Source organism: Lentilactobacillus sp. TOM.63 (genome assembly GCF_030361045.1).
GTDB classification, from domain to species: Bacteria; Bacillota; Bacilli; order Lactobacillales; family Lactobacillaceae; genus Lentilactobacillus; species Lentilactobacillus dabitei.
The window spans coordinates 1-16,603 of the sequence record NZ_JAUCAP010000055.1; the positions used below are offsets into that span (position 1 = coordinate 1).

Consider the following 16,603-nt stretch of genomic DNA (forward strand, 5'->3'; position numbering starts at 1 on the left):
AAAACAAAAAGAGCCCTAATCACAAAGTGATTAGAACTCGAATTTAGTTTCACCAACAACAGTTGACGAAGAGCCTGTGTTTTTTGCATTTTGCCAGTTTTGATTTAATTACCCAACAACAATATTAACAATCTTGTTAGGAATAACCACGACTTTACGAATGGTTTTGTCATCAGTATATCGTTGAACGTGTTCATCTTTTTTAGCTAATTCTTCAACTTTTGCCTTATCTTCATCACGAGCAACCTTCAGGTGTGACCGCACCTTACCATTGACTTGGACAACGAGTTGAACAGTGTCTTCAACTAATTGTTTTGGATCAAAGGTTGGCCATTGTTCATAGGTAATTGTTTGATCGTGACCCAAGAGGCTCCAAAGTTCTTCGGCGATATGCGGTGCAATTGGCGATAGCATCTTCACGAAGCCTTCCAAGTAAGCAATTGGTAGGGCATCTGCTTTGTAAGCATCATTAATAAAGACCATCATTTGAGAAATTGCAACGTTAAATCGCATATGTTCCAAATCATCGGTAACCACTTTAACAGTTTGGTTGTAAACTTTATCAAGTTTGCCGTCATTAATGGTCGTTACCCGATCGCGTAGATGGTTGTTATCGTCAATCATGAGGCGCCAGACACGATCTAACCAATGATGGGCACCGTTGATTCCTTCTTCGCTCCAAGGCTTAGCAGCGTCGATTGGGCCCATAAACATTTCATAAACCCGCAAGGTATCCGCACCATACTTTTTAACAATGTCATCAGGATTAATGACATTACCTTTGGACTTGGACATCTTTTCATGGTTAGTTCCCAAAATCATTCCTTGATTAACCAACTTCTGGAATGGTTCTTTGGTTGGGACTACCCCAATGTCATAAAGGAACTTGTGCCAGAATCTTGCGTATAGCAAATGAAGGACGGCATGCTCTGCACCGCCGACATATAAGTCAACCGGTGACCAATACTTCAATTTCTCTGGATCGGCAATCGCCTGATCATTATGCGGATCAACGTAACGAATAAAGTACCATGAGCTACCTGCCCATTGTGGCATCGTGTTCGTTTCCCGTTTACCCTTACGGCCATTTTTGTCAACGACGTTTACCCAGTCCGTTAAATTAGCTAGTGGACTCTCTTTACCGCCTGAGGTTTGAATATCTTTTGCTTTTGGCAATTTGAGCGGTAACTCGTCTTCTGGCACCAGGGTTGTTTCACCATCTTCCCAATGGATCACAGGAATTGGTTCGCCCCAGTAACGCTGGCGACTGAAAATCCAATCACGCAACCGGTAGTTGACCTTTTCGTGGCCAGCTTTGTGATCGGTTAACCAATCAATTGCCGTCTTAATAGCTTCATCCTTACCCATACCATCCATAAAGCCAGAATTGAAGTGAGGACCATCTCCAGTGAACGCAGATTCATCAGTGTCCCCACCCTCAATTACCGGAATAATCGGTAAGTCAAACTTCTTGGCAAACTCATAATCACGGTCATCGTGAGCCGGAACCGCCATAATTGCACCAGTTCCGTATGATTCAAGAACATAATCACCAATCCAAATTGGCACTTCTTTACCGTTAATTGGATTAATCCCATAGGCACCGGTGAAGACCCCACTCTTATCCTTATTTAGATCCGTTCGCTCCAAATCGGACTTTCGGGAAACTTCATCCTGATACTTTTCAACTTCAGCTTTTTGCTCGGGTGTTGTAATCTTGGCAACCAACTCGTGTTCTGGGGCTAATACCATGTAAGTTGCCCCAAATAACGTGTCCGGTCGAGTGGTAAAGACTTCAATCTGAGCATCATCGTGCCCCTTCACCTTGAAGAATACACTGGCACCGCGAGAACGGCCAATCCAATTACGTTGTTGTTCCTTGATACTTTCAGGCCAGTCCAAGTCATCCAAGTCATCAATCAACCGGTCAGCGTAAGCAGTGATCCTCAGAACCCATTGACGCATTGGGACCCGATAAACCGGGTAACCACCACGTTCAGTTTTCCCATCAACAACTTCTTCGTTGGCAACAACAGTTCCACCCATAAAATCAGGCGCCCAGTTAACTTCAATGTTATCTTCATAGGCCAGTCCATGTTTATATAATTGCTCAAAGATCCACTGGGTCCATTTGTAATACGATGGATCGGTGGTATTAATTTCTCGGTCCCAGTCATATGAAAAACCAAGCGACTTGATTTGCTTTTTGAAGACCTTAATGTTTTTAGCCGTAAAATCACGTGGATTATGCCCTGTCTTTAATGCGTACTGTTCTGCGGGTAATCCAAAAGCATCCCAGCCCATTGGGTGAAGCACGTTTTTACCTTGCATGCGTTTCATCCGTGCCATGATATCAGTGGCCGTGTAACCTTCAGGATGGCCAACGTGGAGTCCTTGACCAGAAGGATATGGAAACATATCCATCACATAATATTTATCTTTCGTATTATCTTCAGTTACTTTGAAGGTCTTGTGTTCATTCCAATAATGCTGCCACTTACGCTCGATTACGTCGTGATTGTATGCCATTGTGTAACTGCCACCTTTCAAAACTTTTCAATAAAATGAAAAAAGTCCTACGAGAAACCACACTGGGATTCTCATAGGACGATTTATCGCGTTACCACCTATCTTCTCAATTACTGAGCACTCAAAATCAATAACGGCGATAAACCGGGACGGCCTACTTTGTTCAGCCGTTCATTCAACGATGAGTTCACCCTAACTTGGTCCAGATTCACAGCGACCACCTGGTTTCTTAAAGACAAGTTAAAAGTTACTAATTCGTTTCTTCATTTTCACTAAATTGAAATTATTGCCTATTATCATACCAAAGCTGCGTCTAAAAAACAACCGCCTCAAGATATTATAATTGATTCATCTGTTTGGAAGTGAAATTAATGAAAATACGATCAAAACAAATCGGCAACCCGTTTTGGGGCCTTTCACTACTTGTGTTTCTAGCTTTTACCGCTGGCGTTTGGCGTCAATCAGCATGGATAACACAATTTGACCACTATTTTGGCAGCCGAATTCGTGAATTGGCTAACCCGGAACTCACGGCCTTCTTTGTTCATTTTACCAAAATTGGGAATCTGATACCGCTCATCACATTCGTTGCTGGCGCTTGCCTGGCTTTATTGATTCTCAGAAAAAATAAAGCTAGTCTCTTTTTATTCATCAACACTGTTCTGTTAGCAATTCCGGTCAATACATTCGTTAAAGAATTAATCGATCGGCCACGCCCACAGTTTACCCACCTCGTTGCGGTTCACTCAAGCAGCTTTCCGAGCGGTCATTCAATGAGCACGATGATGATTTTTGGCAGTTTAATCATCATTGTCAATCAATTATTAAAAAATAATTTGGAAAAATTAATGCTTAATACCCTATTCATTGTTATGATTATACTAATAGGAATAAGTCGAATTTATGTTGGTGTTCATTTTGCAAGCGACGTGGCCGGTGGTTGGTCACTTGGATTCTGCCTGTTATACATGAGCGAATTCGTCTTCAACAAATTTGGAGGAGGCCTATCATGAAAAAAATTCCGTCAGCATTGGAATTTAGTCATCAATTATTTGCCGAACGAATATCGCAGGGTGACACGGTTGTGGACTGCACCGTTGGTAACGGCCACGATACATTGTTTTTAGCAAATCTTGTCGGTCCAGCGGGCACATTGTATGGATTCGATATTCAGGCGGAAGCGATCAAAAACACGCGTAATTTATTGACCAAAAATCATGTCGATACGGAAAACGTCTATCTCTACAACATCAGTCACTCAAAGGTTGATGAGATCCTGCCATACGAAACAACCATTGCCGGGGCAATCTTTAATCTCGGGTATCTGCCGGGCGGCGATAAGACCATTGTCACCTATTCTGAAACAACCATTCAGGGCATTCGGGGTTGCCTGAGCCATTTGGCTAGAAACGGCATCGTCGTGTTAGTGATTTACTATGGTCATCCTGGCGGTGAGAAAGAGAAAAAAGACGTCCTTGAATTTGGTCGCCAACTCGACCAAAAACAATACAACGTCCTAACTTATAAATTTATTAATCAAGAACACTGGCCACCGTTTGTGATGGCCATTCAGCGGATCGATTAGTCGGTTCGCTGTTTCTTTTTGCGATCAGCAAAATTAACTGCAAATGCGATCAATATCAAAATCAGCGCCACAATAAATACATTGTGTAACGAATGATAGAGAATGGTCCTCAATTTTGGCAAGACATGACTGCTCAGTTGGTTGGCCGTCATTGGGTTAATTAACTTGTCCATCATTTTCAGTGTGGTGCCCTCGGTTTGGCGTACCCCTCGGAGCATTGTCATATTCATCACAATTCCAAAAATAGAAATCATCAGCGTTTGCCCTAATGTTCTGGCAAGGGTGTTAAATGAAGTCGCAACGCCAATTTCAGTAGACTTCACTGTATTTTGAACGCTGATCATCGACGTCGTCACGGTGAGACCAAATCCAGTTCCACAAATCACTGATATCAATAGAAAGGCCACAAACGGTGTATAGGCTGGAATAAGCACCATGATAATCCCGCCAACTAAAATAAAGAACAAGCTTAGGTTGATAATTGAATGCGGGGTGGTTTTGACCAACAATTTACCGGCAATAAACGAACCAACAATCCACATCAGTGAACTCGGAGTGATGGCAAAACCGGCCATTGAAGCTTGGAGGCCCAGAATTCCCTGCGTCCAGTCAGGCAAGTAAACTTCGTATCCGATCAAGAAACCACTGACTAAAAAGACCACGATATTTTGAACCACGAATGTCCGATTATCAAATAGTTCCATGGGGATCAAAGGATCTTCTGCGACGCGTTCTCTTCTAATAAACATAATTGCTGCAATCACGGTCACTAAGAAACAGCTGGCCACGATTTTCCAATTAATTGGACTTTGACCCACCAACTGGAAAGCATACATAATCGCCAAGAGCATAATTGTTAACCAGCAAGTCCCGCCAACATCCATTTTACTTTTTGTCTGGCGTTTCTCTTCATGAAAATAAAATTGAACCAAGATCATGACAATCAGGCCAATTGGCAAATTAATGAAAAAGATCCAGTGCCAACTTAGTTGATCAACAATAAAACCACCAAGTAACGGGGCGATGACAGAAGCGATTCCCCAAGCGGAACTGTTTAAGCCTAAAACCTGAGCGCGCTTCTCCAGCGGATAAATATCGGCAATAATGGTGTTGGAAATCGGTAAAATAGACCCAGCCCCTATTCCTTGAACTGCCCGCCAAATAATCAGAACCAGCATGGAGTGAGATAATCCGGACATCACGGAACCAAAAATAAAGATTGTAATGCCGCCGATAAACATGGGCTTGCGGCCAATACTATCAGCCAGCTTCCCATAGATCGGCGTTGCAATCGCATTGGTTAACAAAAAGATCGAGAAGACCCAATTCATCAGCGCAACGCCGTGAAGATCCCCGACGATTGTTGGCATTGCAGTTGACACAATTGTTCCTTCAATGGCTGCCATGAAAGTGGCAACAAAAAGCGCAATTGTGACAAGCATAACGTTACTTTGTTTAGCTGTTTGTGACATGAAATAACCCCTTACATTGATTTTTAGCCAAAAAAGCACCCTTGAATTTTCAAGGGCGTTTTGCTGGTTAGCTGTTTATAACTTGAAATAATCTTTTAACGCATCAACCTTATCCGTATGCTCCCAAGGCAAGTCAATATCTGTCCTACCAAAGTGGCCATATGCAGCGGTTTGTTCATAAATTGGTCGTTTAAGATCCAACATTTTAATGATTCCTGCAGGTCGCAGGTCAAATAGTTTCCGAGTTGCTTCAATTAGTTTCTCTTCTGAAACCTTTCCGGTACCAAACGTGTTGATATCGATTGAAACTGGGGTGGCAACCCCAATGGCATAAGCCAACTGAATTTCAAGTTGGTCTGCTAACCCGGCTGCCACAATATTCTTTGCAATGTAACGAGCGGCATAACTGGCTGACCGATCAACCTTAGTCGCATCCTTACCAGAAAAGGCACCGCCACCATGGTGAGCATAACCACCATAAGTGTCAACGATAATTTTCCGACCAGTCAAACCGGCATCCCCTTGAGGACCACCAATCACAAACCGACCAGTTGGATTAACCAGATAACGGGTATTCCCATCCAAGTACTTGTCTGGAATAACGGCCTTGATAATCTTCTCAATCACGTCAGAGCGAACTTGATCCAAACTGACCCCTTCATCATGCTGGGTGCTCAAGACGACCGTATCCACTCGCAGTGGTTTGTCGTTGTCATCGTATTCCACGGTGACTTCTGCTTTCGCATCAGGTCCTAAGTAAGGAACCGCACCAGACTTACGGAGATCAGCCTGCTTTCTCATTAACCTATGGGCTAATGAAATGGCTAATGGCATCAGTTCAGGGGTTTCGTTAATCGCATAACCGAACATCAACCCCTGATCACCAGCACCAATCTTATCAAGCGGATCCGTCTCACCATTACGTTCCTCTAAGGCATCATCAACCCCCTGAGCAATATCAGGAGACTGTTCGTCCAAAGCAACGATCACGGCACAGGAATCACCGTCAAAGCCATAACGACCATCACAATAACCAATTCGCTTGATGGTATTTCGAACAACTTTTTGAATATCAACATATGCTGTCGTTGATATTTCACCAAAAACTAAAACTAATCCAGTTGTCACGGATGTCTCACAGGCAACCCGGGCATCTGGATCTTGAGCTAACAAGGCATCAAGAATTGCATCGCTAATTTGATCTGCAATCTTATCTGGATGACCTTCTGAAACTGATTCCGAAGTAAATAAATGTTTTTCGCGCATTTTATTTTCCCCCTATATATTTTTAAGGTTACAAGGCTTCTTCACGCATTACGTGAATCCTATCGGGAACTCATAACTTTATTATGTTATCACAGATCATTTTATTTTGAAACCAATTCTTTCAAAACCCGTTGACCCCTTGGCAAAAAAACATTACGATTATTTGTATGAATATTCGACTTCAATGGGGAGAAAGACACTTTGACAAATTCAACTAAAAATTCAATGATTCAGTTTTCAATCAGAGTGGCCATCTCACTTTTTATCTGGATGCTGTTTGCGCATTTACCAATTAAATCATTCTTCGTGAACAAAGATTTAATCCAACTGATGGTCATTGGTATTCCGTTTGCCATCCTAATGAATCAAGTCCTCACTTCTCCCAAAAACCAATTACTCACAATTGCTTGTGATGCCCTTGTTGGTATCTTGAGCATCCGCCTTTTCTTAAACGCCGGCGCCTTAAATGCTTCGCTCATCTTGGTCGATTTTGTTTTCGCAAATATTTTGCTGCTGACTCCCTTGGTAAATGAACCGCATGGTCGGTGGATCATCTTTGGGATCATTAATGGCAGTGGCGTAGCTTTCTTATTCAATATCACCGACCATCACTACTTCTCACTCATTTCACTTATGTACATTACAACCCTTATTTTTTCTAACATCTTTTTTTCATATCATGGATTCATGAAGAAACATAACCTTTCATCCCTGTTGATCATTCTGGTTTTGATTTTAATGCTATGTCTAACCTTACAATTATCATTGCTTAGGACGCTTTTAATTGCAATCATCCTCGGATTTTATCTCTTTTTTGAATCACAGGTTAATCCAAAAAATTCTGAAAAAAGGGCCAACGTATCTTCTGCATGTTACCTGTTATTTTCGCTGTTAGTCTGTTTATAAGCCCTAAATATTATAATTTTATTAATATCATTAATTTTGCTAAAAGATATCCAATATGATACCCTGTTCACCTTCAAAACCAGCTATCATATCAATGATTGATAAATGGTGAGGGGCGGTGTAAATATGAATATCAGAGTCGTAGGCGACATTCGAAGGGGAAAGATCCAACCTTCCCTGACCGGCAACCCAATTGTCGATGATGCCCTGTTACAAAATTTCTGTGAGCGTTTGAGGAACAATATCAATTCAGCTAAAGCATCAATCAAGGTTATTTCAGATCACTTCTTCGATCCAACCGAATTAACAGATGATGTCATTTTGATGGATAAACAAATTATTCGAGATTTCCCAGGAGATCTGCTCATTCCTTTCACAATTATTGGCGTAGATCACAGTGACCTTGTTCGCGGCAATGTTCGCAACGCCATCAACGCATTGAAGCATTTCGCTAACGGCGATCCAATTTCAAACAACCCAACGTTTTCAAAATAAGAGTTCAGCTGCAGCTTGATTCATGCAACTGAACTCTTATTTTTGGCTTTATCATAATAGTACTTAAATCCAAGATAGACGAGGCACTCAACATCTGGTACTACTAACCCTAGTAATGAGGTGATTGGAATTTTCCTGCTTGATAAACGATCCACCCTAATCTCGTTTGTTAATATCGGCGATTAAACCGAATATGTAGAAACATCCAAACAACCAGTAATAACGTGATCACCAGTGTGTAAAACCACGCTGCATCATTTTCAGCAAACGGTAGCTTGACGTTCATCCCATAAAAGCCCGAAACAATTGGCGGAATTGCTAGAATCAATGACCAAACCGTCAGAAATTGCATGGTTTGGTTTAATTTGTTATTCAAGATATTACCAAACGCGGATTCCGTTTCACTGACAACATCCCCAACCACATCAAACATTGTCTGACACTGTTTATATTCAATCAAGAGATCAGAAATTTGCTGGTCCGCACTCTTGGATAAAGCAGCCGTTAATTTCAACTTCTCATGGAACGTTCCTTGAAGTTCTTGGAGTGCAATCAGATTTCCAGCGGTTGCCGAGCGCAAATACACCAAATTGGTTTTCATCATCGCCAAATTGTCCAAATTCTGATTACTAATCCCGCGGCCATGAACCCCCTCGAGCTTTTCGGCTCTCTGGCTAATGTCGTCCAGTTTATCGAAATACGGCGTTAGAATCGCCATTAAAATTGCTAAAATATGATTACTAATTTGTGAATAGCCAAGGGCCGACTGCTTGTTGACAAGCGTTGCCTGATCCGTGTCATGGCAAACAGAAATTAGCACCTTGTCACTGAACCCTAAAAAGATTGGCACCGTGGTTGCGTGACTTTCTGCAATTGATCCCATTGCTCGAACGACCAAGACGCCGAAGTCCGACAGATCATCATAAGCAGAACGGGGTTGTTCATGGCGATCAAGCATGTAATTTTTAAAATTTTTTGGCAGCTGATATTTATTGATAATGTCATTTAGCCCACGCTCATTGGGGTCAACTGCTTCCACCCAAGTGTAGGTGGCAAATTCGTGAATTGCGATCATTGCTTTTTCCTCGTTAATATTTATTGGTGGTTACATAGCTAAATTGTAAGGGACCCAGGTGACTTTTTCAAATTGAACGTCGCAACGTTCAAATAAGCTCAACTATGCTTTGGCTATTCAGTTATGATGGCATCAAAAAATCCCACCAAAATCTCAAATCTCGATTTTAGTGGGCAGTAATTTCTTTCTAATTATTCAGCTTTTTTTCTGAGTCAGTTGATAAACTAAAAGCATTGTTGCCACCGAAACGATTGAAATAATCATTGCGACTCTTGTTGTCGAACTGACTAAAAGAAACCCAAGAATGAAAATAAAAAATACCAAGCTGATGTAGTCCGCAATCGGATAACCAGGCATCTTGAAGGCTTTAACCCCCTTAGGATTGGCTCTGCGATATTTTAAATGGACAATCAGTAAAACCACCCAGACAACCACAAAGTTGATCGTTGACACACTGGAAACTAAGTTAAAGACACCTGCTGGAATAAAGTAATTTAAAACGACGATAATCAGCAGAAAGGCCGTGGAAAAGTTCAAGGCGATGTTAGGAACCCCGTTTCTCCCCAGTCGATTGAGAAATGAGGAAGCATTTCCACCCATACTGAGTGCATACATCGTTCGACTGGTACTGAATAAGCAGCTATTGGTAGCAGAAATGGCCGCCGTCAGCACCACAAAGTTCAAAATGCCGGCTGCCCCAATAATGCCAATTCCAGAAAACACTTGAACAAACGGACTCGCGGTTGTGGTGATTTTATTCCAGGGATAGACACTCATCACCGCAATCATTGACCCAACATAGAAAAGTCCGATTCGGATTGGCAAACTGTTAATCGCCTTTGGCAGGTTCAGCTCCGGATTGTCAGTTTCACCGGCTGTCAGCCCCACCATCTCGATACCAACAAAGGCAAAGACCACCATTTGAAATGACATTAGGAAGCCATGAGCCCCGGTGGGAAAGAAGCCACCATGAGAAACTAAATTACTAAATGAAGCAGTTGAACTACTGGTTTTGACATGGAATAACGCTAACCCAACTCCAACGACGACCAAAAGAATAATGGCAACCACTTTAATCATTGAGAACCAGGATTCCAACTCGCCAAACAGGCCAACGTTAACCATGTTTGCGCAGAACAGACATAGCAGAATCACCAGTGGCGGCACCCACTGAGGGACACCTGGGAACCAATACTTGATATAAATGCCAGTGGCAGTCAAATCTGCCATGGCTAAACTAATCCAGCAGAACCAGTAAGTCCAGCCAGTCACAAATTCCCAACGGTCACCAAGGTAAAGTTTGACAAAGTCCAGGAACGAATGCTTACTGGTATCGGATAAAAGTAGCTCTCCAATTGCCCGCATCAACAGGAAACAAAAAATTCCAACGATTAGGTAGGACAAGATAATGGATGGTCCAGAAGTGTGAATGGCTGATCCGGATCCAAGGAACAATCCGGTCCCAATCGCACCACCAATTGCAATCATCTGAATGTGGCGACTCTTTAATGAACGTGACAATGTATTTGTTGACTTACTTGACTCCATCTGGTTTCCTCCTTCGAATAAAAAATACCCCCAGTACCAGTTACGGTACCAGGGGCATTCGTGAGAACGCGGTTCCACCCAAATTCTGCAACACACTATGTATTGCCTCAAAATGCAGATATTGGCTGCAACCAGTTATGTGCTCTGCCATAAACTTTTGCTGACTTCCAGCGACTGTCAGCTCTCTGGTGATTAGTTAATAATTATAAGGGTGATTTTTAAAAAGTCAAGGGTAAATCCTTAACAATTACTGATTCAAAGTTAATATCATACGGGTTACTCAATTTTTTGATCACAAATGATTGAAATTATGATCAAATCAGAGTACCTTTAGGTCAGTTAAAGTGAAAAATACTTTTATTTCGATATTTGGAGGGATTCAGATGACTTCACACACTGCCTTATTGATTATTGATTACACAAATGATTTTGTGGCTGACAAAGGTGCCCTCTCTTGCGGGAAAGCAGGTCAAGATATTGAGCCGACCATTATTAAGCTCGCCAATCAATTCGTTCAAAACGGAGATTGGGTAATCTTGCCAACTGACGTTCACAAACCTCATGATCCTTATCATCCAGAAACCAAACTATTTCCGCCTCACAACGTCCGCAATACCTGGGGTCGCGAATTTTATGATGGCTTGAAGGACTGGTTTACTGCCAACCAAGCTGAAGATAAAGTTTATATGTATGATAAAACCCGCTATAGTGCCTTTGCGGGAACGGACTTGGATATTCGGCTACGGGAACGCCATATTGACACTTTGCATTTAGTTGGGGTTTGTACCGACATTTGTGTACTGCACACGGCGGTTGACGCTTACAACCTCAATTACAATATCGTTGTTCATCAAAACGGGGTTGCAGGACTGACCCCTGAAGGAAAAAAGTGGGCTTTAGGACATTTTAAGAATGTGCTTGGCGCAACGGTTGTCGACTAGATTTACGCTACCCCTTTGCAAAATAATCCGATTTAGTGTTTAATGAACGTCAGATGACTAAACATAAGATCGAATGGTCAAGTAATTTTAATGCTTGGCGATTATTTTTGTACTTAAGGAGGCGTCACTCATGGCTAATAAATTGCCAAGGTACAATAAGGAACAATGGGAACGCGCTAAGGAAGCTGTTTTACAGGAATATGATGATTACAAAGTTACTTTAAGGCAGCAAGGCGTTGATTACACAATCAAAAATTCCCGGCAATTACTAATTTATCAGGACCTGGTTGCTGAATGGAATCACAAGCTGGGAACGGTCATTAGTGACCTGGAGGACAATGTTTTTGCCCTAACCGTTTTTGATGATTTGAAAAAGCGAAAAGTCAGTTCCTTACTCAAACGTGGTTATGAACACATTTCGAGCTGGCCTGACTTTAATCCAACCGCCTTGGCCCTGTGGCTGGAACTTGATGAAGACGAAGCAATGGCTTAATAACTGAAATAGTTGTTGCCTGGATCAATTAAAGAGCATCCTGACTGAAATCTAAACATGATTTCGATCAGGGTGCTCTTTAATTTGGTCAGAACAGCTCATTTATCTTTGTCTTTCTTTTTATCGTTCTTGCGATTCTTATTCATAAATTCTTCCCGTGTCTGGAGCTCTTTAACGTTAATCTTGATTTCAGTTGGTTTGAGATCCGTCATTTCAGTGATTGCTTGAGATAATTTATTGGTTACTTTATTGAAGACACTTGGAATACACTTGCCATATTCCAATACCGCATCCATCGATAACTTAACTTCTTTGTCATCATTATCCAAATCTACCTTAACACCCATTGCTGGGTCAGTTTCGTCACTAAATCGATCAGTAACTGAGTCAATCAAATTACCTTCCAAAGATAAGACCCCATCTACGTCACGAACAGTGTTACCAGCAATCTTTGCTAAAACATCGTCTTCATAGGTTAATACAGTTGCGACACCTGCGTCTTTGTGTTGTTCAGCCATCATCATATCCTCCTAAGGGGTATTATTTTACTCTGTCATCAGTTACGTCGTTGGCAATTTTATCCTTCTTACGGTCGCTTTGTTGGTCCCATTCTTGTTTGGTCAGGACATCGTTGATATTTAGGTTTAATTCAACCACGTCCAAACCAGTATAGTTTTTAATTGCCCGTTGGGTCCGTGTACAAACTTCGTCAAAAATTTGTCGGGCATCTGCCCCATATTCAATTGTTGCTTCCATATCCAGTGCGACCTGTTTTTCACCAACTTCGGCATCAATGCCTTTCGTCGGATCAGTGGATTTTGAGAATCGATCTGCCAATTCACTAATCATTCCACCATCCAGCGATAAAATGCCGTCAACATTTCGACAAACCAGTCCTGCAATTTTTTCGATCACAGAATTTTCAAACGTTAATTTTCTGGTTAATTCTGGTTTTTGTACGGTTGCATCCATCAACATCAACTCCTTTTTATTCGTCACTAATCATTTGGCCGATCAAAGTTCTGATACCGCCTAATTTCCATATAATGGCGCCTACCAACGATCCAATCAAAGTGAGGGCAAGAACCAGTAGCATGCCGCTAAAGCTGCCAAATACCCACACAACGCCACAGATTAAGCCGATGAGGCCGCCATACATAATTGATTTCATTTAACCTGCCTCCTTATACCACTCGGGGGTGGTTCGCCCGCTTCTTATCCCGGATTGAATCGAATGGATTCACCTTGACTTTCACTTTCTTAACCTTCACATCCATCAGATTCGCAATCTTATTGGTCACGATCGATTGAATGTCCTCACCTAACTTCACCAAGTCGCGCCCTTCCTTATCTACCGCGGTCACCTTAACTCTGGCAACCCGGTTTCGAGTGTGAAGTTTGACATTTGTTTGGACATCTGCCACTTCGGCGTGTTGCAAGACGGCTTCGGCCAACGATTTTTCAATCGCCTTTTTTGAAATGCTCAGCCGCCCACTTGGTGACCTAAAAATGAGTTGATCCGCCTTTTTCGGGGCAAACAAAACTGTGATGATCGCTGCAACCCCAATTAAAGCCACAATTACGCTGATTGTTAAAGCAGCAATCAGCAGCCAATCCGTGTTCGTCTGCACTGACGGTAACACAAGTTTTGACACGTAATCGATTGGCACCACCAATGCCAGCAGCCAAACTGATTGAACAATTGAGATGATACTGATTACTAAAACCAGTAATTTGGTTAAACGACTCACCGCCTTACCTCCTCTCCATTCTCCCGATTTAGCTTCGTGCTAAACCACGAGTGACCAGAGATACAACTAGTACTAAAACAACGGCACCAACAATTGCTGGGAAAATTGCGATTTCAGCCAATTGTGGGCCCCATGTTCCTAAGAGTGCTTGACCAAGCCAAGCACCGATCAGTCCACCGACGATATTTCCGATCCAGCCCATTGGCATGTCCCGGCTCGTAATTGCACCCGCAAGGGCACCAATAATCCCGCCGATAATAAGTGTCCAGATTAAACTAAACATGGCAATCATCCTTTCTGTAAGTGAGATTTAACAACGGTTATTGTTGCTATAACCATAGTATACAATAACCTATAACTTATTGTTTGAATAAGCTGTGAAGGAATATTGGCTTTTTTTAGTCTAAAGGCTGATCATGTATTGTTCGCAAAATATAAAAAAACTAGCCGCACAAAATTGAATTTGCACGGCTAGCTGAATCCCCCTATTTCGACACTGAACAATTATTTTTCTGATCTGGACATTTCGTGAGCAGCAAAATCCTTAATAAACGCCAGAATTTCTCGAACCCTGTCCTCACCATAACGGCTGATCCAATTGTCAAAACGTTTGGTAATTAAATCGTTGACTTTCTTCTCGGCCTTTTCTCCTGCAGGTGTCAGATGCAGATATAATCTCCGCCGGTCGCTTTCGGCAGGCTTCTGGAAAATATAATCGTGTTGTAATAAAACTTTGATTTGTCGTGAAATTGCACTTCTAGTTACTTTTCTTTCACTGGCAATATCCATCAGCGATACATGATCCCGTTCAGCAATCGTGTGTAAAATCAAATATTGCTCAAACGATAAACCATACTTTGTTGCTGGTTCTGAAACGAAATTATCTAAATACTTTAACGAAGAAAGATAAACATCAATTGCTTCTTTCAACAGTTGTTGATTTGTTTTACTCATATCCCTCACCATTCCCAAATAATTATTATTGTTTATACCGCCCTAATTATATATTTTCACGTCAATAGGCGCAACCTTATCGCCCTTGTTTTGGGAATCTTTCTAAAATGGATTATAATTAAACTATTAAATGGAAGTAGAGGATGCTATGACAGACAGTGTAATTAACTTAATCCACGAAGTTGAATTAAATATCTTTAAACAGTTTCGCCAATTAACAAGTACTCTTAATATCAACTATATTGCCCTTGGCGGCACCTTGCTTGGCGCGATCCGCCATCAGGGCTTTATTCCATGGGATGATGACATGGACGTTGGCATTCCCCGAGAGGACTACGAACGGCTACTTGACCTTGCCCCAAATATTTTAAAGAACACGCACTATTTCCTGCAGACACCTTGGTCAGATAGCAACTATGCCTTGAGCTATGCTAAACTTTTAGATCGTAATACCTTTATTGAAGAACGGAACAACGTGAATAACGCCCGAAAAGGAATCTTTCTGGATATTTTCCCGCTGGACAAAATTCCCGCTTCAAAAGAAAGACAGCGGCGACAAATTCTTGACCTACGAAGGCTGGATAGTCGAATCTATCTTAAATTGCGTTATAATATTATTGATAACCCGATAAGAAAGTTTCAAAGTCCACTTTCACCGGAACAGCTCCAAACGGCTTGGGAATACAAACGCCAACGTCAGGATACAATGACTGAATTTAGTAAGCGGCCGAATTTAACCGTTTATAAGAACTTGGCTTCTCAGTATGGTTATGACAAAGAATTATTCACTGAGGATCAGCTCACTAATTTAATTGATCTCCCATTTGCTGATACAACCATTGTCGCACCAGCAGACTATGATGAGATTTTGACCAACATTTATGGCGATTATATGACTCTACCGCCAGAAAATGCCCGGACGGAAAAACATATTACCAGGCTGATAATGGATAATCAGGAATTTATGGTTTAACAAGTTACTTGCATCACTGATTGTTTTTTGTTAGGTTATTAGCAATCACATTTTGAGTATTGAAGGTGTTTTTATGTTTGATAAAGATCATTCACGTTTCGCAAGTTATAGCATTGTTTCCACTTTACCGGATGAGGCAATTGATCATGTTTGGTATTTGATTGACAATGATTTACAAGGGATTTTTCCACTGTCCAATTTAATTGTCTTTGATTTGGTCAATAATGATGGTAACCTGTCATACGACTACATCCAAGATAACGAATTAGTGGCCACGTTTGATTCCCCATTCCCTTATAACAATAATTATCCCAAATCACTCGTCGTTTACGACAGTGGTGATCGCCAAATTATTGCGACCCCTTCGGAAATCAATATTTAACCGGGGTAAGACCAATGATATCTTGATTTCAACATATAAATGAATCTGTTTGACACGTACTTTTTGGGATTGAGCTGATTCATGTTACATGACAAAAAAGAGTCTTTGGTCGTGATAATAATCAATCATTGAAATTTAAAAGCGAGGCAGACAATGTGGTTCTACAATATCTGTTGTTGGTAATAGATTTTATCTATTACTGATGACAGATTTTTTGTTTCTCGTTAGAATAA

Annotated in this window: 19 protein-coding genes, 1 riboswitch and 1 other annotated feature; of the genes, 8 read left to right on the top strand and 11 right to left on the bottom strand. The window is 41.5% G+C overall.

Annotation, left to right across the window (positions count from 1 at the left end):
• Positions 1–108: 108 nt before the first annotated feature.
• The gene (gene leuS, locus QUF07_RS10130; RefSeq protein ID WP_217163196.1) at positions 109–2,529 is read right to left on the bottom strand and encodes a leucine--tRNA ligase; all 2,421 of its coding nucleotides are present in this window, start codon (positions 2,527–2,529) and stop codon (positions 109–111) included.
• Positions 2,530–2,600: 71 nt separating this feature from the next.
• Positions 2,601–2,802: a binding site (T-box leader), on the bottom strand.
• A 98-nt stretch (positions 2,803–2,900) separates the two neighbouring features.
• Between leuS and QUF07_RS10135 the strand changes: the two genes are divergently transcribed.
• Both QUF07_RS10135 and mnmM read left to right on the top strand, forming a co-directional pair.
• Positions 2,901–3,542, top strand: coding sequence for a phosphatase PAP2 family protein (locus QUF07_RS10135; RefSeq protein WP_289427364.1), 642 nt, complete (start codon positions 2,901–2,903; stop codon positions 3,540–3,542).
• On the top strand, positions 3,539–4,114 hold the full coding sequence (gene mnmM, locus QUF07_RS10140; RefSeq protein WP_217163192.1) for a tRNA 5-(aminomethyl)-2-thiouridylate-methyltransferase MnmM: 576 nt from the start codon (positions 3,539–3,541) through the stop codon (positions 4,112–4,114). Before QUF07_RS10135 ends, mnmM begins: the two co-directional genes overlap by 4 nt.
• Here mnmM and QUF07_RS10145 read toward each other — a convergent pair.
• Entirely contained in the window at positions 4,111–5,586 is a 1,476-nt protein-coding gene (locus tag QUF07_RS10145; RefSeq protein WP_289427365.1) for an MDR family MFS transporter, read from the bottom strand. The two genes, mnmM and QUF07_RS10145, sit on opposite strands and share 4 nt — an antisense overlap.
• A gap of 75 nt (positions 5,587–5,661) precedes the next feature.
• Positions 5,662–6,852 carry a methionine adenosyltransferase gene (gene metK / locus QUF07_RS10150; RefSeq protein ID WP_217163188.1) on the bottom strand — a complete coding sequence of 397 codons (1,191 nt, stop codon included), beginning with the start codon at positions 6,850–6,852 and terminating at the stop codon, positions 5,662–5,664.
• Positions 6,850–6,933: riboswitch (SMK box riboswitch) on the bottom strand. (Overlaps the previous gene by 3 nt.)
• Positions 6,934–7,053: 120 nt before the next feature.
• Here metK and QUF07_RS10155 point away from each other — a divergent pair.
• Both QUF07_RS10155 and QUF07_RS10160 read left to right on the top strand, forming a co-directional pair.
• A complete protein-coding gene (locus QUF07_RS10155) occupies positions 7,054–7,758 on the top strand; it encodes a hypothetical protein (RefSeq protein ID WP_249778440.1) in 705 nt (234 codons plus the stop codon).
• Between the two features lie 126 nt (positions 7,759–7,884).
• Positions 7,885–8,253: a hypothetical protein gene (locus tag QUF07_RS10160; protein WP_217163186.1), complete on the top strand. Its 369-nt coding sequence runs from the start codon at positions 7,885–7,887 to the stop codon at positions 8,251–8,253.
• A gap of 169 nt (positions 8,254–8,422) precedes the next feature.
• On the opposite strand, the gene QUF07_RS10165 is transcribed toward QUF07_RS10160, so the two are convergent.
• On the bottom strand, positions 8,423–9,328 hold the full coding sequence (locus QUF07_RS10165) for a magnesium transporter CorA family protein (protein WP_289427368.1): 906 nt from the start codon (positions 9,326–9,328) through the stop codon (positions 8,423–8,425).
• Positions 9,329–9,523: 195 nt separating this feature from the next.
• The gene (locus tag QUF07_RS10170) at positions 9,524–10,876 is read right to left on the bottom strand and encodes an amino acid permease (protein WP_217163182.1); all 1,353 of its coding nucleotides are present in this window, start codon (positions 10,874–10,876) and stop codon (positions 9,524–9,526) included.
• A gap of 383 nt (positions 10,877–11,259) precedes the next feature.
• Between QUF07_RS10170 and QUF07_RS10175 the strand changes: the two genes are divergently transcribed.
• Both QUF07_RS10175 and QUF07_RS10180 read left to right on the top strand, forming a co-directional pair.
• The gene (locus QUF07_RS10175) at positions 11,260–11,817 is read left to right on the top strand and encodes a cysteine hydrolase family protein (RefSeq protein WP_217163180.1); all 558 of its coding nucleotides are present in this window, start codon (positions 11,260–11,262) and stop codon (positions 11,815–11,817) included.
• Positions 11,818–11,947: 130 nt separating this feature from the next.
• The gene (locus tag QUF07_RS10180) at positions 11,948–12,310 is read left to right on the top strand and encodes a hypothetical protein (protein WP_056981064.1); all 363 of its coding nucleotides are present in this window, start codon (positions 11,948–11,950) and stop codon (positions 12,308–12,310) included.
• A gap of 98 nt (positions 12,311–12,408) precedes the next feature.
• Here QUF07_RS10180 and QUF07_RS10185 read toward each other — a convergent pair whose 3' ends face one another.
• From QUF07_RS10185 to QUF07_RS10210, 6 genes are all read right to left on the bottom strand, one after another.
• Positions 12,409–12,828, bottom strand: a complete 420-nt coding sequence (locus QUF07_RS10185) for an Asp23/Gls24 family envelope stress response protein (protein ID WP_217163177.1) — start codon at positions 12,826–12,828, stop codon at positions 12,409–12,411.
• Positions 12,829–12,850: 22 nt separating this feature from the next.
• On the bottom strand, positions 12,851–13,282 hold the full coding sequence (locus QUF07_RS10190; protein WP_056981066.1) for an Asp23/Gls24 family envelope stress response protein: 432 nt from the start codon (positions 13,280–13,282) through the stop codon (positions 12,851–12,853).
• Between the two features lie 16 nt (positions 13,283–13,298).
• Positions 13,299–13,481: a hypothetical protein gene (locus QUF07_RS10195; RefSeq protein WP_217341822.1), complete on the bottom strand. Its 183-nt coding sequence runs from the start codon at positions 13,479–13,481 to the stop codon at positions 13,299–13,301.
• Positions 13,482–13,494: 13 nt separating this feature from the next.
• Positions 13,495–14,061 (bottom strand): alkaline shock response membrane anchor protein AmaP, encoded by a 567-nt coding sequence (amaP, locus tag QUF07_RS10200; RefSeq protein ID WP_217163175.1) that lies wholly within the window; start codon positions 14,059–14,061, stop codon positions 13,495–13,497.
• Between the two features lie 28 nt (positions 14,062–14,089).
• Positions 14,090–14,344, bottom strand: a complete 255-nt coding sequence (locus QUF07_RS10205) for a GlsB/YeaQ/YmgE family stress response membrane protein (protein WP_054746731.1) — start codon at positions 14,342–14,344, stop codon at positions 14,090–14,092.
• Positions 14,345–14,565: 221 nt separating this feature from the next.
• Positions 14,566–15,027 carry a MarR family winged helix-turn-helix transcriptional regulator gene (locus QUF07_RS10210; RefSeq protein WP_217163174.1) on the bottom strand — a complete coding sequence of 154 codons (462 nt, stop codon included), beginning with the start codon at positions 15,025–15,027 and terminating at the stop codon, positions 14,566–14,568.
• A 136-nt stretch (positions 15,028–15,163) separates the two neighbouring features.
• On the opposite strand from QUF07_RS10210, the gene QUF07_RS10215 reads away from it, so the two are divergent.
• Positions 15,164–15,988: a LicD family protein gene (locus QUF07_RS10215; protein WP_217163173.1), complete on the top strand. Its 825-nt coding sequence runs from the start codon at positions 15,164–15,166 to the stop codon at positions 15,986–15,988.
• A gap of 73 nt (positions 15,989–16,061) precedes the next feature.
• Complete coding sequence (locus tag QUF07_RS10220; RefSeq protein ID WP_054746733.1) at positions 16,062–16,370, top strand: DUF960 domain-containing protein; 309 nt, start codon at positions 16,062–16,064, stop codon at positions 16,368–16,370.
• The last annotated feature ends 233 nt before the right edge of the window (positions 16,371–16,603 follow it).

Excerpts from the sequence above, each read along its gene's own strand:
- leuS (WP_217163196.1), bottom strand. The coding sequence starts at position 2,529 with ATGGCATACAATCACGACGTAATCGAGCGTAAGTGGCAGCATTATTGG.
- QUF07_RS10135 (WP_289427364.1), top strand. The coding sequence starts at position 2,901 with ATGAAAATACGATCAAAACAAATCGGCAACCCGTTTTGGGGCCTTTCA.
- mnmM (WP_217163192.1), top strand. The coding sequence starts at position 3,539 with ATGAAAAAAATTCCGTCAGCATTGGAATTTAGTCATCAATTATTTGCC.
- QUF07_RS10145 (WP_289427365.1), bottom strand. The coding sequence starts at position 5,586 with ATGTCACAAACAGCTAAACAAAGTAACGTTATGCTTGTCACAATTGCG.
- metK (WP_217163188.1), bottom strand. The coding sequence starts at position 6,852 with ATGCGCGAAAAACATTTATTTACTTCGGAATCAGTTTCAGAAGGTCAT.
- QUF07_RS10160 (WP_217163186.1), top strand. The coding sequence starts at position 7,885 with ATGAATATCAGAGTCGTAGGCGACATTCGAAGGGGAAAGATCCAACCT.
- QUF07_RS10165 (WP_289427368.1), bottom strand. The coding sequence starts at position 9,328 with ATGATCGCAATTCACGAATTTGCCACCTACACTTGGGTGGAAGCAGTT.
- QUF07_RS10170 (WP_217163182.1), bottom strand. The coding sequence starts at position 10,876 with ATGGAGTCAAGTAAGTCAACAAATACATTGTCACGTTCATTAAAGAGT.
- QUF07_RS10175 (WP_217163180.1), top strand. The coding sequence starts at position 11,260 with ATGACTTCACACACTGCCTTATTGATTATTGATTACACAAATGATTTT.
- QUF07_RS10180 (WP_056981064.1), top strand. The coding sequence starts at position 11,948 with ATGGCTAATAAATTGCCAAGGTACAATAAGGAACAATGGGAACGCGCT.
- QUF07_RS10185 (WP_217163177.1), bottom strand. The coding sequence starts at position 12,828 with ATGGCTGAACAACACAAAGACGCAGGTGTCGCAACTGTATTAACCTAT.
- QUF07_RS10190 (WP_056981066.1), bottom strand. The coding sequence starts at position 13,282 with ATGGATGCAACCGTACAAAAACCAGAATTAACCAGAAAATTAACGTTT.
- QUF07_RS10195 (WP_217341822.1), bottom strand. The coding sequence starts at position 13,481 with ATGAAATCAATTATGTATGGCGGCCTCATCGGCTTAATCTGTGGCGTT.
- QUF07_RS10205 (WP_054746731.1), bottom strand. The coding sequence starts at position 14,344 with ATGTTTAGTTTAATCTGGACACTTATTATCGGCGGGATTATTGGTGCC.
- QUF07_RS10210 (WP_217163174.1), bottom strand. The coding sequence starts at position 15,027 with ATGGTGAGGGATATGAGTAAAACAAATCAACAACTGTTGAAAGAAGCA.
- QUF07_RS10215 (WP_217163173.1), top strand. The coding sequence starts at position 15,164 with ATGACAGACAGTGTAATTAACTTAATCCACGAAGTTGAATTAAATATC.
- QUF07_RS10220 (WP_054746733.1), top strand. The coding sequence starts at position 16,062 with ATGTTTGATAAAGATCATTCACGTTTCGCAAGTTATAGCATTGTTTCC.